At 66.5% G+C, this 14,009-nt stretch carries 10 protein-coding genes and 1 tRNA gene; 7 read left to right on the plus strand and 4 right to left on the minus strand.

What is annotated here, in order from left to right:
- Nucleotides 1-13: 13 nt before the first annotated feature.
- Nucleotides 14-2,344, minus strand: coding sequence for a YadA-like family protein (locus ACTG4X_RS08245; RefSeq protein WP_440533579.1), 2,331 nt, complete (start codon nt 2,342-2,344; stop codon nt 14-16).
- 618 nt (nt 2,345-2,962) lie between these two features.
- Here ACTG4X_RS08245 and ACTG4X_RS08250 point away from each other — a divergent pair.
- From ACTG4X_RS08250 to ACTG4X_RS08280, 7 genes are all read left to right on the plus strand, one after another.
- Nucleotides 2,963-3,739, plus strand: coding sequence for a LuxR C-terminal-related transcriptional regulator (locus ACTG4X_RS08250; protein WP_440533580.1), 777 nt, complete (start codon nt 2,963-2,965; stop codon nt 3,737-3,739).
- A gap of 168 nt (nt 3,740-3,907) precedes the next feature.
- Nucleotides 3,908-4,525 (plus strand): ubiquinol-cytochrome c reductase iron-sulfur subunit, encoded by a 618-nt coding sequence (petA, locus tag ACTG4X_RS08255; RefSeq protein WP_093048676.1) that lies wholly within the window; start codon nt 3,908-3,910, stop codon nt 4,523-4,525.
- 14 nt (nt 4,526-4,539) lie between these two features.
- On the plus strand, nt 4,540-5,976 hold the full coding sequence (locus ACTG4X_RS08260) for a cytochrome b (RefSeq protein ID WP_093048679.1): 1,437 nt from the start codon (nt 4,540-4,542) through the stop codon (nt 5,974-5,976).
- Between the two features lie 34 nt (nt 5,977-6,010).
- Nucleotides 6,011-6,784 carry a cytochrome c1 gene (locus ACTG4X_RS08265; RefSeq protein WP_093048682.1) on the plus strand — a complete coding sequence of 258 codons (774 nt, stop codon included), beginning with the start codon at nt 6,011-6,013 and terminating at the stop codon, nt 6,782-6,784.
- 96 nt (nt 6,785-6,880) lie between these two features.
- A complete protein-coding gene (locus ACTG4X_RS08270; protein WP_007835362.1) occupies nt 6,881-7,492 on the plus strand; it encodes a glutathione S-transferase N-terminal domain-containing protein in 612 nt (203 codons plus the stop codon).
- A 41-nt stretch (nt 7,493-7,533) separates the two neighbouring features.
- Nucleotides 7,534-8,109: a ClpXP protease specificity-enhancing factor gene (locus ACTG4X_RS08275; RefSeq protein WP_093048685.1), complete on the plus strand. Its 576-nt coding sequence runs from the start codon at nt 7,534-7,536 to the stop codon at nt 8,107-8,109.
- Nucleotides 8,110-8,173: 64 nt separating this feature from the next.
- Nucleotides 8,174-8,249, plus strand: a tRNA-Thr gene (locus ACTG4X_RS08280).
- Between the two features lie 41 nt (nt 8,250-8,290).
- On the opposite strand, the gene ACTG4X_RS08285 is transcribed toward ACTG4X_RS08280, so the two are convergent.
- From ACTG4X_RS08285 to ACTG4X_RS08295, 3 genes are read right to left on the minus strand one after another with little or no spacing between them, the layout of a single operon-like run.
- On the minus strand, nt 8,291-10,447 hold the full coding sequence (locus ACTG4X_RS08285; RefSeq protein WP_440533581.1) for an SWIM zinc finger family protein: 2,157 nt from the start codon (nt 10,445-10,447) through the stop codon (nt 8,291-8,293).
- Nucleotides 10,444-11,568: a VWA domain-containing protein gene (locus ACTG4X_RS08290; RefSeq protein WP_093172457.1), complete on the minus strand. Its 1,125-nt coding sequence runs from the start codon at nt 11,566-11,568 to the stop codon at nt 10,444-10,446. The genes ACTG4X_RS08285 and ACTG4X_RS08290 overlap by 4 nt, the downstream gene beginning before the upstream one ends.
- On the minus strand, nt 11,565-14,009 hold the full coding sequence (locus ACTG4X_RS08295) for a DUF5682 family protein (RefSeq protein WP_440533582.1): 2,445 nt from the start codon (nt 14,007-14,009) through the stop codon (nt 11,565-11,567). The genes ACTG4X_RS08290 and ACTG4X_RS08295 overlap by 4 nt, the downstream gene beginning before the upstream one ends.

The following is a 14,009-nucleotide window of genomic DNA, read 5'->3' on the forward strand; positions in this document are numbered from 1 at the left end:
ACGCCGGGCCGGATTACCAGGACCAGGAGGCGCCGATGCCGCCGCCGACCTTGCCGCTGCTGCCGCTGCCGATGTTCACCTTGATCTGCGCGCCTTCGCCGATGCGGAAGCTGGCCGCCGCAGCGAGGGCCGAGCGGCCGTCGTACGAGCCCACGCCCACGCCGATGCCGAAGCTCTTGCCCGCTTCGAGCGCCGGCACCGAGGCTGCTGCCAGGGCGATGGCCGCACCGGTGCTGCTGGTCTTGCGCATGTCCTGCACTTCGTTGCGGACCTGGTTCAACTGCGACATGTTCGCGGCGTCCGTCGGCAGGACACCGGGAGCCACGTTCTGCACGCGGCCGTTGGCGACCACGCCGTTGCCCGCCGTGATGGTGCCGCCCGCCGTCACGTTGCCGGTGACGTTGACCGTGCCCGCGTTCAGTGTCGTGACGTTGCCGGTCACGGCGTTGATCGTGGTGATGTTGCCGGTCTGCGTGTTCAGCACCGTGATGTTGCCGTTGGCCGCCGTGACCGTCTGGAAGTTGCCGGTGGTGGCGTTCACCGTGCTTGCATTCACCGTCGTGGCGCTCACCGTGTTGGCGGTCAGCGCGTTGATGGTGGCGCTGGCTGCCGACAGGTTGGTGGTGCTGACGTTGGTTGCGCTCAACGTGTTGATCGTGCCGCGGCTCGCCGACAGGTTCGTCGTGCTGACGTTGGTGGCGCTCAGCGTGTTGATGGTGCCGGCGTTGGCGGTCAGGTTGGTGGTGCTGACGTTGGTGGCACTCAGCGTGTTGATGGTGCCGGCGTTGGCCGTCAAGTTCGTGGTGCTGACGTTGGTGGCGCTCAACGTGTTGATGGTGCCGTTGTTGGCGGTCAGGTCCGTCGTGCTGACGTTGGTAGCACTCAGCGTGTTGATCGTTCCGGCGTTGGCCGTCAGGTTGGTGGTGCTGACGTTGGTGGCGCTCAACGTGTTGATGGTGCCGTTGTTGGCGGTCAGATCCGTCGTGCTGACGTTGGTAGCACTCAGCGTGTTGATCGTGCCGTTGCTGGCTGTCAGGTTCGTCGTGCTGACATTGGTCGAGCTCAACGTATTGATGGTGCCGTTGTTGGCAGTCAGGTCCGTGGTGCTGACGTTGGTGGCACTCAGCGTGTTGATGGTGCCATTGCTGGCAGTCAGATCCGTCGTGCTGACGTTCGTTGCGCTCAACGTGTTGATGGTGCCGTTGTTGGCCGTCAGATCTGTGGTGCTGACATTGGTCGCGCTCAGCGTGTTGATGGTGCCGTTTGCAGCAGTCAGGTCCGTGGTGCTGACGTTGGTTGCGCTCAGTGTGTTGATCGTGCCGTTCGACGCCGTCAGGTTCGTCGTGCTGACATTGGCGGAGCTCAGCGTGTTGATGGTGCCGTTCGACGCCGTCACGTTGGTGGTGCTGACATTGGTGGACGTGAGCGTTGAGATGCTGCCGGTGTTCGACGTCAGGTTGGTCGTGACGACGCTGGTGGCATCGACATTGGTTGCCTGCACGTTGGTCGCGGTGATGCCGGTCGTCAGGATGTTGGTCGAGGTCAGCGACTGGATAGTGCCGTTGCCCGACGACAGGTTGCCCGTGGTCACGTTGCTCGCGCTCAGCGTGTTGATCGTGCCGTTGGCTGCCGAGATGCTGGTCGTGGCCAGGTTGTTGATCGTGCCGTTGGCGGCCGAGACGTTGGTGGCGCTGACGCTGCCGGCAGACACGGTGCCTGCGGTGAGAGTGGCCGTGCTGATGCTGGTGGAGGTCAGGTTGGTGACCGTACCGGTGCCGGCCGTGACGGTCGCGGCGCTGACGTTGCCTGCAGACACAGTGCCTGCGGTGAGGGTGCCCGTGCTGATGCTGGTGGATGTCAGGTTGGTGATCGTGCCGGTGCCGGCCGTGACGGTCGCGGCACTGACGTTGCCTGCGGACACGGTGCCTGCGGTGATCGTGCCGGTGCTGATGCTGGTCGAGGTCAGGTTGGTGGCCGTTGCCGATGTTGCGCTCAGGCTGGTTGTGGTCACCCGAGTTGCGGTGATGCTGCCTGCGGCGACTGTGCCGGCCGTGATGCTGCCCGAACTCAACGTATTGATGGTGCCGCTGTTGGCAGTCACGCTGCCCGCACTGACGCTCGTTGCGGTCAGCGTGGGCGTAGATATTCCGTCTGCGGAGGTCAGGACCCCGTTGTTCGGCCCCCCCACCACATTGACGTTGTTTCCGCCCACCTGGACCTGGGCATATGCCACCGGCAACGTCATCACATAGCCGGCGCCCACGAGCACCGAAGCGAGAAGGCGGCTGACGCCTGGGCGATGAACGATGAACGAGCGAACGCTGGAGCGCTTGGATGTAGTCATTTGGACTTTTTTCCTTGAAGAATCAGTTGCCATTTCTGGTCTTCCAAGCGCCCTCGTCGCGTGGAAGCAGGGTTGGGTTTCATTGCGTTACCCAATGCAACTGATGCTAGGAATCGAGGTCTTCGATGAACATCACCGGGATCCGTAGTTCTGGATGTATGCACGCAGCTTGACGACGCATCGGAAAATCAACGAGGTGCTCGTAAAGCCAACGCCCATGCGGCTTCGCAGACATCGCGCAAATCGCGTGGTGACGTTTCGATACGCGTTCCGGAGTGCGTTTCGTGTGGCGCGGTGCTACGTAACACACGCAGTAACCCGCACGTAACAACGGCGAAAAAACGGCCTTTTCAAGGCCTCCTCAAGCCCTCGTTTTTCGGGTCGTTCGAGGCAATTTCTTCAATGAAATCAAAGTACTACATGCGCTGGCGCGCCGTGCGCCCCGGTGTTCCTCCGCGCGGGCATCGTTCCTGCGGTATCTGAAACGAAAGTCAACATTTCGTCGCTACCTGCGGGTAGACACAGAGCCAGAGGACGTCGCGTGATCAATTTTTTCTTGGGCATTGAAAACGCATGCAGCGCGGGCGAAGTCCGCTGCGTGCCGGCAGGAGAGCGGTCATGGAAATGAGCATGCAATACGCCGCCGCCGTGCGGCATGTGCCATCGGCCGCGCAGTTGTATGGCGGCGTTTTTCACGCAGCGTTGATCGTCGCTGACGATTCCATCGCCGCCGACCGCATGCGGCGCATCCTCGCCGAACTCGCGCCGCATCGCCGCGTGGTGATCGCGTCGGGCCGGGCCGAGGCGCTCAACCTGCTGGCGGCATTGCCCTATGACCTCGTGCTGGTCGACATGCGGCTGCCGGGCAATGACGGCGCCGCGCTGCTTCATCATGTGCGCCAGGCTTATCCGCGCATCGAGAGCATCGGCATGTCGGCAACCGACGACCAGGAACTCGTGAACGCAGCAATCGCTGCCGGCGCCATCGGCTATCTGCTGACCGAAGCCGACGACGCCGAACTCGCCTATCTGCTGCGCTCCATCGAGCGCGGCGGCTCGCCGATGGATTCGCGCATCGCGCGGCGCATCCTCGGTTCGATTGCCGCCTACGCGAAGGCGCGCACGATCGAACCCATCCGCGTCCAGGCCCCGGTGCCGTCGTCGTCGTCGGAGCAGGCTTCTGCCGCCAGGCTGCCGCAGGGCCTGCTGTCGCCACGGGAACTCAAGGTGCTGCGCCTCATCGCACAGGGCTGGAGCAACCGGCAGATCGCGGACGCGGTCTACCTGTCGGTCAACACCATCGAGTTTCATGCGAAGAGCATCTATCGCAAGCTCTCCGTCAAGTCGCGGACCCAGGCGGTCCACGAGGCGATGCAGCACGGTCTTCTGAACTGAAGTCCCCGCGGCGACAGCCCTTGTCGCCCCCGGCGGGCGCCCCGCGAATGCGGCGCGCCTTGCCGTCGTTCGCCGGCCACGCGCATGGCGGCCATTGAATATCCCTTGAGCGCCCCGCTACAATCTCGGGTTGACTCCTGCTCCAGCGAAGAAGACAAGAGGATCCCCATGAGTGACATGACCTCCGGCTCGCCCCGGATCGACACCAGCAAGCGGACGTGGTTGATTGCATCCAGCTGCGCCGGCGTGGTGGGCGGCGTGGCAACCGCCGTTCCCTTTGTGAGCACTTTCCAGCCTTCCGAGAAGGCCAAGGCCGCGGGCGCCGCGGTCGAGGTCGATATCTCGGGCCTCAAGGTCGGCGAGAAAATCACCGTCGAATGGCGCGGCAAGCCGGTCTGGATCCTCAAGCGCACCCCCGCGCAGATCGCCGAACTTCCCAAGCTGGACGGCCAGCTGGCCGACCCCCTCTCCAAGCGTCATCCCGACGAATTCACCCCCAAGTACGCGCAGAACGAGCACCGCTCGATCAAGCCCGACGTGCTGGTCGTGGTCGGCATCTGCACCCACCTGGGCTGCTCGCCGACCGACCGCTTCCAGGCCGGTCCGCAGCCTTCGCTGCCGAACGACTGGGAAGGCGGCTTCCTCTGCCCCTGCCACGGTTCCACTTTCGACCTGGCTGGCCGGGTCTTCAAGAACAAGCCCGCGCCCGACAACCTGCCGGTGCCGCCGCACATGTACCTGTCGGACACCAAGCTCCTGATCGGTGAAGACTCCAAGAAGGCCTGAGGCGGAAGAAGAACATGGCTGAATTCCACGAGATTTCCCCCAACGCTCCTGCCAGCGAGAAGCTGCTGAACTGGGTCGACAACCGTTTCCCGCTCAGCAAGCTCTGGAACGACCAGTGGGGCAAGTACTACGCGCCGAAGAACTTCAACTTCTGGTACATCTTCGGCTCGCTGGCCATGCTGGTGCTGGTGATCCAGATCGTCACCGGCATCTTCCTCGTCATGCACTACAAGCCCGACGCGAACCAGGCGTTCGCATCGGTCGAGTACATCATGCGCGACGTGCCGTGGGGCTGGCTCATCCGCTACATCCACTCGACGGGCGCCTCGGCGTTCTTCATCGTGGTGTACCTGCACATGTTCCGCGGCCTCATGTACGGCAGCTACCGCAAGCCGCGCGAGCTGATCTGGGTGTTCGGCTGCGCGATCTTCCTGTGCCTGATGGCCGAAGCCTTCATGGGCTACCTGCTGCCCTGGGGCCAGATGTCCTACTGGGGCGCCCAGGTCATCGTGAACCTGTTCGCCGCCATTCCCTTCGTCGGCCCTGACCTGGCCCTGCTGATCCGCGGCGACTACGTGGTGAGCGACGCCACGCTGAACCGCTTCTTCAGCTTCCACGTGATCGCCGTGCCGCTGGTGCTGCTCGGCCTGGTGGTGGCCCACCTGATCGCACTGCATGAAGTGGGTTCGAACAACCCCGATGGCATCGAGATCAAGGCCAAGCGCGGTCCCGACGGCCATCCGCTGGACGGCATTCCGTCGCATCCGTACTACACGGTGCACGACATCTTCGGCGTGGTGGTGTTCCTCACGATCTTCTCGGCGGTGATCTTCTTCGCCCCTGAAGCCGGCGGGTACTTCCTCGAATACAACAACTTCATTCCGGCCGATTCGCTGAAGACGCCAAACCACATCGCTCCGGTCTGGTACTTCACGCCCTTCTATTCGATGCTGCGTGCGACCACCGACGACATGGTCAACGTGTTCGCGCTCATCGTTGCCGCGGCCGCCATCTGGAACCTCGTCAAGGGCAAGTCGGGCATGGGCCTGAAGATTGCCGGCGTCGTCGTGGCGGCTGTCGTGATCTTCCTGCTCAAGAACTTCGACGCCAAGTTCTGGGGCGTGGTCATCATGGGCGGCTCGGTCATCATCCTGTTCTTCCTGCCGTGGCTCGACCACAGCGAAGTCAAGTCGATCCGCTACCGTCCGGGCTGGCACAAGTATGTGTACGGCGTGTTCGTGTTCTTCTTCCTGATCCTGGGCTACCTGGGCATCCAGGCGCCCGGCGTCTGGGGCAACCTGGTCATCGGCTCTTTCGCCCTCGACATCGCGCAGACCATTTCGCAGATCGGCACGCTCTTCTACTTCGGCTTCTTCCTGCTGATGCCGTGGTGGAGCCGCAAGGGCGAGTTCAAGACCGTGCCCGAGCGCGTGGTCTTCGCCGCTCATTGAGAACCAGAAGCGCAAGAGAGCTGAGAGAAACACGATGAAGAAAAGCATTTCCGGCTGGCTCGCGGTCCTGGGTCTCGCACTGGGCCTGACCTTTTCCGCGGCGGCATCGGCCGAGTCCGAAGGCATCGCGTGGGACAAGGCGCCCAACAAGACGACCGACGTGGCCGCCTTGCAGAACGGCGCCAAGCTGTTCGTCAACTACTGCCTGAACTGCCACTCGGCAGCCTTCATGCGCTACAACCGCCTGCAGGACATCGGCATCACCGAGCAGCAGATCAAGGACAACCTTCTGTTCGCGACCGACAAGGTCGGCGAAACCATGAAGGCCAACATCGATGCGCGCCAGGCCAAGGAATGGTTCGGCACCACGCCGCCCGACCTGACGCTGGTCGCCCGCTCGCGCGCCGGCCACGGCGGCACCGGCGCCGACTACCTCTACACGTACCTTCGCACCTACTACCGCGACGACACCAAGGCCACCGGCTGGAACAACCTCGTGTTCCCGAGCGTCGCCATGCCGAACCCCCTGTGGGAACTGCAAGGCGAACGCCGCCCGGTCTACACCAAGGTCGAACAGCACGGCCACGAAACCGAAGTGTTCAAGGGCTGGGAGCAAGTCACTCCCGGCACCCTGACGCCCGTGCAGTACGACAATGCGGTCGGCGACCTGGTGAGTTACCTGCAATGGATGGCCGAACCGGCACAGAACACCCGCATCCGCATCGGCGTGTGGGTGCTGCTGTTCCTGGCCATGTCGGTGGTATTCGTGTGGCGACTGAACGCCTCGTACTGGAAAGACGTCAAGTAGTTCCGTCCACGCCGACCGGATACCCTCGGGCATCCGGTCCCACAGAGTGGGTTGCCAACGCGACCCACTCTTTTTGATTTTTAGGAGTCTCTCGCCATGATGGTCTTGTATTCAGGAACGACCTGCCCCTTTTCCCACCGCTGCCGCTTCGTGTTGTTCGAAAAGGGCATGGACTTCGAGATCCGCGACGTCGATCTCTACAACAAGCCCGAAGACATCAGCGTGATGAACCCGTACGGCCAGGTGCCGATCCTGGTCGAGCGCGACCTGATCCTGTACGAGTCGAACATCATCAACGAGTACATCGACGAGCGCTTCCCGCATCCCCAGCTGATGCCCGGCGACCCGGTCGACCGCGCCCGCGTGCGCCTGTTCCTGCTCAACTTCGAGAAGGAACTCTTCGTGCACGTCTCGACGCTCGAGAACCGCACCACCAAGGGCAACGAGAAGGCGCTGGAAAAGGCCCGCTCGCACATCCGCGACCGCCTCACGCAGCTGGCACCCGTGTTCCTCAAGAACAAGTACATGCTGGGCGACAACTTCTCGATGCTCGACGTGGCCATCGCGCCGCTGCTGTGGCGCCTGGACTACTACGGCATCGACCTCAGCAAGAACGCGGCACCGCTCTTGAAGTACGCCGAGCGCATCTTCTCGCGCCCGGCCTACATCGAAGCACTCACGCCTTCTGAAAAGGTCATGCGAAAGTAAGTAAGCTTCGTGCCTGCTTCCATCGTTTTCCGTCGCTTTTCATGATCAACGCGCTCGAGTCGTCTTCCACCCGCCCGTACCTCATCCGGGCGCTGTACGAATGGTGTACCGACAACGGGTTCACGCCCTATGTCGCGGTGCAGGTCGACGACACCGTCCAGGTGCCGCGCGAGTACGTGAAGAACGGCGAGATCGTGCTCAACATCAGCTTCGACGCGACCAGCTCGCTCAAGCTCGGCAACGACTTCATCGAGTTCAAGGCCCGTTTTGCGGGCACGGCGCGTGAAATCAGCGTGCCGGTTGGGCGCGTGATTGCCATCTACGCACGCGAAAACGGACAGGGCATGGCGTTTCCCGCGCCGGCGCCGTCGGTTCCTGCGGAGCACGACGGCAGCGATGGCCCGGTCTCCGCGCCTTCGCCCCAGGGCCCTGCCCGCATGCCCTTGCGTGACGCCTCGCGCGGCACCGAAGGCGATGCCGGCAAGATCGTTCACCTGGTGACGGGCGAGGACGGCGACGAAACGGTCGATGCGGGCTCGCCCGCCGATCCGGTCGACGAGCCGCCGCGCCCGCCGGCCGGTGGCGGCACCAGGCCCTCGCTCAAGCGCATCAAGTAGCAGTGGCAGGAGCGAGCAGCCGGGCATGCCGGCTGGCGCTACTAGAATCACGCACTGGAATTTCGCCGCTTTAGCTCAATTGGTAGAGCACCCGCCTTGTAAGCGGAAGGTCGTCAGTTCGATTCCGACAAGCGGCACCATGCAAAGAACCCCTGAGTCCTGAACCGGCTCAGGGGTTTTTTCATGCCGAGGCCGATTGCGCCACGCCCTGCATCAGCAAGCCGAGCATTGCCAGTTGCGCCACCAGCGCCGGCCGTTGCGCTGACCGCAGATTCTCGAGCACGGCCTCCAGCAGCGTTGCGCCTCGCCCCAGCCCGGCCTGCTTCAACCGCAGCACCTGCGCTTGCGCTTTCGACATTGCGCCGCCGCCCTGATGGCGCAGGCCTTGGCGCAGCCACAGCGCCAGCAGCTCCAGCGTGTCGCCGGCCAGCGCGTTCAACGCCGGTACTTCTTCGGCGTCGCTTTCCAGATCCAGCGGCTTCGGCGCGACCGCTTCGACTTGCAGTACCACGGCGCGCTGCGCCGTCAGCAGGCTCAGAGGCTGCATGACTGCCTGGCTGCCTTGCAGATGCACCGTGCCCGCCACGGCCCGCAGCGCGCCGTATTCGCCGGCGAGCGTGCGTGCCAGCGCATCGACCGCGCCAGGTGTGGCCGCGCGATGCGGCAACGCCAGGTGCAGCTGCGCGTCTTCGGTCTTGGCCTCGTTCGCTTCGTCCGCCGCTGCCTGTCCGAGCCGCGCATGCAGCACCTGCGCCGCCGCATCCCAATGGCAAGACGCCACCTCCATGCGTTCGAACGCCACCACATGCAGCTGCCCTGAGGCACCAGCCGACGCGCCGCTCGCAGCCTGCCGCGGCCGGACGAAATCGGGCTGGGCCTCTTTCAGATGCGCCACCAGCCCCGCCACGCTGTCCTGTCGCAGCGGCGCGACCAGGTCGTCCCACGATTTCGGCGACAGCGGCAGCACGCCCGTTTGCCGCGCGCCCGCCGTGATGTCGACCAGCCCGTTGGCGCGCCGCGTCGCGGTCTTTGTGACGACCTGTCCGCTCGCCAGTTGCCGCAGCGGAAAGCCCGCGACACGCCGGTTCAGCAGGTTGGGCGCCGCGCCGCCGGCCGCCGCATCGGCCTCGCGCGACCACTGGCGCTCCAGCACGGTCACGTTCTGCGTGTCGGGGTCGGCAAAGAGAATGTTCGCTCCCTCGGCCGTCTCGTCGGACCAGAGCTCCGCGCCGAGCGACACCAGCCGCAGATGATCGAGCGCGACCTCGCCTTTCACGCCGATGCCGAGGATCTGGCTGGCCGGCAGCGCGGGCCGTGCAGAGCCATTCTGCGGCCGCCCGGCATGCGTCGCTGCCTGCAGCCGCGCCCACAGTTCGGTCAGCACGCGCACCAGCCTCAGCGGCTCGAAGCGGCTGCTGCGCGCCTGCTGGGCCTGCAGCAGCTGCCAGAGTTCGTCGAGCGCGTCGTCGATCCAGTTCCAGCCCAGCGCGCGGACCTGGCTGCGCACGGACTCGAAGCGGGCCGCAAGCGCCATCAGCGGCTGGCTGGAGCCGTCGAGCCAGAGCGACAGCAGCAGGGCGTCGATCTGCGCGCGCAGGGCCAGCGCGGCTTCGCCCTGCATGGCTGAGGGCAGCGGCGCGGGTTCCGCCGCGTCCACGCCCGCGGATGTGGACGGTTGCACCTCGACCATCACCTCCGCCGAACCCGGCACCAGCGATCCGGCCTGCCGGAAGGCCCACACCGCGATCACCACGTGCGCGCAGCCGCTGCCCTGCTTGCAGTCGCAGCGCGCATGAACCAGCGAGCTGCGTGAGAAGAAGCGCACGCTGCACATCGGCAGCCGCGCCACGGGCGGCGCGCTGGCGCTGCGCCAGGCCTGCACGCCGACCACAGGGCGCGCGGCGGCGAGCTTGTTCGCCTGTTCGAGCACCGAGGGCGCGAGGCTCGCGGCCAGCGCGGCATCGTCGAACTGCGCGGGGTTCCATGCGCCGTCAGGCTCTGCCGAAGCCTCGTCGGGCGTGTCCGGCGCATCGGCCTTTGCCGACGCCGCCTGCGCCTGGTAAGCCAGCACCAGCATCACCCGATGCCGGCACATGCCGCTTGCCGGGCAACTGCATTGCGCGTCGCGCAGCGTGCGGCCCGGTGGCAGGCTGGTGCGCACGCCGTCGTCGAACTGCGCCTGCACCACGCCATCGGCACCGGTCTCCATCTTCGGCAGCAGGCCCGCTGCCACGTCTTTCTGCGCGCGCTTGACGAAGCCCGCATTGGCCAGCGCTGTCAGCGCCTCTGGCGTCAGCTCCAGCAGATCGGCGCGCCATGTTGTCGTGGAGCCACTCATCCCTGCACCTTCTCGGCCAGCCAGCCCGCGAGCTGGCCAGGCGTCATCGCGCCGATCTGCGCGCCTTCGCGCACCAGCCGGGCGGCCATCTCGCGGTCGTAGTTGGGCTCGGCCTTCGAATCGAGCGCGGCCAGCCCCAGCACCTTCGCGCCGGACTCGACCAGCGCCTTCACGCGGCGCACCAGTTCATGCTCGCTGCCGCCTTCGTAGAAGTCGCTCACCAGCACCACGATGCTCTTGCGCGGATTGGCGACGAGCGATTGCGCATAGGCCACAGCCTTGGCGATGTCGGTGCCGCCGCCCAGCTGCACTTTCATCAGCAGCTCTACCGGGTCCGACACGTCGGCAGTCAGGTCGACCACCGCGGTGTCGAAGGCCACGAGCCGCGTGCGCATGCCGGGCAGCTGCCACAGGCAGGCGGCCATCACCGCGCTGTGGATCACCGAGTCGACCATCGAGCCGCTCTGGTCGATCAGCAAAATGATGTCCCATGGCTCCGCATGCCGCTTGGTGCGGCTGATGAACACCGGCCGCTCCACGTAGAGCTTGCGGCGTTCCGGGTCGTAGCGGTGCAGGTTGGCCGCCAGCGTCTGCTTGAAGTCGAAGTTGCGCGCCACCTTCATGCGCGAGCGGCGGCGCCGGTCGCGGCTGCCGCTGAAGGCCTGGCGCACTTCGGTGGCGAGCTTTTCCATGATGCGCCGCACCACCTCGGCCACCAGCTTGCGCGCGGCCGCCAGCACCTGCGGGTTCATCAGGTGCTTGGTGTGCAGAACCGCGCGCAGCAGCGATTCCGAAGGCTCGATGCGCTCCAGCACTTCGAGATTCGTCACCACCTCGTCGATGCCGTAGCGCTCGACTGCGTCCTGCTCCAGCCGCTCGATCACTTCCTTCGGAAAGAGCGTGTGGATGGCGTTGATCCAGTCCGGCGTGCTGAGCGCTGACGGCCCCAGGCCCGCGCTGCGTTCGCCGCGGGTCGCACGGTCGCCGTCGCGGCCGTAGAGCCAGTCGAGCGCGGCATCGGCGGCCTGCGCCTCGGCGCTCAGGCTGCCGCAGGCCGATTCGGCGGGGTCGCCCAGCAACAGGCGCCAGCGCTGCAGCGGATCGGGAATGTCGAGGCTCATGGGTGAGGCCTTCCTTGCGCGTCTTCCAGCGTCACGCCCCAGGCCGCGAGGCGCGCGAGCACGGCGTCTTCCACGTGGCGGGCCTCGGCCAGTTGCTCGGGCGCGGCCTCGCCGGCGCGGTGGGCCGTGAGCGCGCGGCGCGACAGGTGCGTGGCGTCGTGCAGCGCCAGCACCTGGTCGGCCAGCAGCCCGCGCTCCTGCGGCGGCAGCCAGGCGAAGGCGGCGCGCAGGCTGGGCATGGCGCGCACGAAGTCGGCGTTGTCCAGCGCCTGCACGGTGCGGTCCATGCCGGCGACGAAAGCGGGCTCGGACGACAACGTTTCGCGTGCCAGCGCCAGCAGCCCGGTGAGCGCGTCGCCGAGCACCGGCGCGGGCAGCGAGTGCAGCAGCTGCATGGCTTCGCTCACACCGTGATCGCTGTGCGTTCGGGCATCGGCAATCCGGCCAGCCAGGCTCAGCGTTGCGCCGAGCGCCGCACCGCGGCTCACGGGCGCGGCGCTGGTGTCGGCGGCCTTGCGCTGCCACACGGCGAGCGCGCGGGCCGGCTCCACGTCGAGCAGCGATGGTGCGTGCGCATCGTGCGCGTTGTCCTGCGCATGGGCCAGCACGTCGGCCACGATCCGTCGCAGCGCGAGGTGGCCTTCGAGATGCGCCTGCATGTCTGCCGGCGTGATGGCGGCGGGCGGCTCCAGCAGCCACAGCGCACGGTCGAAGCCCGATTCGATCACCACGCGCAGCACCGGCGCATCGGCCATGCCGAGCATCTGGCCGTGGCGCAGCAGCGTGTGCAGCACCGACAGGGCAGGGCCCAGTGCCTCGAAGCGCGGCTCGCTGGCAATCGCGCCGCGCAACTCGCGCAGCAGCGCATCGCTGAGCGCCGACAGCCCTGCCCACGCGGCCTGGTTGAGTCCGTCGGCCAGCGGGCCGATGCGGCCGTGGGCCTGGCGCAGATCGTCCTCGAGCCGGGCGCGCGCCGCGTCGTGCAGGCTCGCGCCCCAGGCGCCGGCCTCGATCAGCGCAGCCTGCTGCTCCAGCGGCTCGCTCAGCGACCAGAGTTCGGTGCGTTCGCCCGACATCGCGAGCTTCGGCCCCTGCGTGCGGCGTACGCCGGGCAGCCGCAGGATCGACAGCCGGTGCAGCACGCGGCTCTTCGCGCGGTCGGTTTCGAGCAGCAGGTCGAGCTTGAGCTGGCCGCGCAGCACGATGCCGTGTGCCGCCAGCTCGGCCTGCACGGCGGCCACCAGCGGCGGCTGCGGCGTGCCGGGCGCGAGGCGGCCGACGGTGTCGCCGGCCAGCACGTCCATGGCCTGCACCAGCACAGGGTCGGTGCCGGGGCGGATCGCGCCGCGATAGGTCCAGGGCAGGGGCGCATCGAGCGCGTCTTTCACGAGCGCGCCGGCCAGTGCGTCGAGCCAGTCGGAGCGCAGCGGCTTCTCGTGCCCGCGCAGCCGCGCGAGCCCTTGTGCGCGCAGGTGCACAGCCATCAGGTCGGCGGTGGAGGCGGGCAGTTTCTTCTCGCGCAGGCGCTGCATCACGTGTTGCAGCGCGCGGCGCGCGGCGCCTTCGGGGCCGTGGTCCCAGACCCACTGGTAGTAGGCCGGGGAGGGCATGCCCGAGGCATAGCCCGCGAAGGCGTCGAGGCGCTTGAAGGTGTAGGGCACGAGGTAGGAGCCGAAGCGCAGCGTGGCCTCGGGGTCGGGCGTCCCCGGTGCTTCTTCATCGTCTGAGGATTCGAGCGAAGGTTGTGGCGTGGCGGGCAGTTCAGTCGGCAGGCCTTGCCACAACCGCGCCAACGCGGGCGCGTGATAGCCGCCGCACACCACCAGCGCCTGCGCCCGGCCCGGTTCGCCCGGCTGCGCCATCGCCCAGGCGATCCAGCGCGCCATCATCTGTTCGCGTGCCTGGTTGCCTTGCGAGCCGCGGTCCTCGCCGCGCAGGTTGTCGAAATAAGTCGAGAGGCGCTGCGCCAGCTCGGCCGCATTGCAGCCGTCCTCGAACAGGTGGTCCCACAGCGCATCGCGGCCCTGCACCGAGAGCTTTTCGGTCAGCGCGCGCTCGTAGGCTTCGGCGCGCTCCTCGTGCTCGTGGTCGGCCACGTCGGCGTAGCGGTTCTCCATGCGCGAGAAGGCGTCGTGCCAGGCCGGCAGATCGATGAAGCGCACGGCGGCGCCGACCTCGCGCGCCACCTGCAGCGCCTGCCACTCCGGCGAATGCTCGGCAAAGGGCGACCACGAACCGCGGTGCGTCTGGTCGCCCGAGAGATAGCTGTAGATCGCCACCGGCAACTGGTGCGGCAGGTACAGCTCGTCGAGCCGTTCGTTGAAGTCGGCTGGGCCTTCGATCAGCACGTATGCCGGGCGCAGCGTGCGGATGCGCTCGGCCACCAGCCGCGCGCAGGCCGGGCTGTGGTGGCGCACACCGACGATGTGGGGTTGCTGCAT

Origin of the sequence: Variovorax sp. YR566 (genome assembly GCF_051992195.1) — a bacterium.
Classification (GTDB): Bacteria; Pseudomonadota; Gammaproteobacteria; order Burkholderiales; family Burkholderiaceae_C; genus Variovorax.

Bases quoted from the DNA above. Each gene is read 5' to 3' on its own strand.
- ACTG4X_RS08245 (WP_440533579.1), bottom strand. From the start codon at position 2,344: ATGACTACATCCAAGCGCTCCAGCGTTCGCTCGTTCATCGTTCATCGC.
- ACTG4X_RS08250 (WP_440533580.1), top strand. From the start codon at position 2,963: ATGGAAATGAGCATGCAATACGCCGCCGCCGTGCGGCATGTGCCATCG.
- petA (WP_093048676.1), top strand. From the start codon at position 3,908: ATGAGTGACATGACCTCCGGCTCGCCCCGGATCGACACCAGCAAGCGG.
- ACTG4X_RS08260 (WP_093048679.1), top strand. From the start codon at position 4,540: ATGGCTGAATTCCACGAGATTTCCCCCAACGCTCCTGCCAGCGAGAAG.
- ACTG4X_RS08265 (WP_093048682.1), top strand. From the start codon at position 6,011: ATGAAGAAAAGCATTTCCGGCTGGCTCGCGGTCCTGGGTCTCGCACTG.
- ACTG4X_RS08270 (WP_007835362.1), top strand. From the start codon at position 6,881: ATGATGGTCTTGTATTCAGGAACGACCTGCCCCTTTTCCCACCGCTGC.
- ACTG4X_RS08275 (WP_093048685.1), top strand. From the start codon at position 7,534: ATGATCAACGCGCTCGAGTCGTCTTCCACCCGCCCGTACCTCATCCGG.
- ACTG4X_RS08285 (WP_440533581.1), bottom strand. From the start codon at position 10,447: ATGAGTGGCTCCACGACAACATGGCGCGCCGATCTGCTGGAGCTGACG.
- ACTG4X_RS08290 (WP_093172457.1), bottom strand. From the start codon at position 11,568: ATGAGCCTCGACATTCCCGATCCGCTGCAGCGCTGGCGCCTGTTGCTG.
- ACTG4X_RS08295 (WP_440533582.1), bottom strand. From the start codon at position 14,009: ATGCAGCAACCCCACATCGTCGGTGTGCGCCACCACAGCCCGGCCTGC.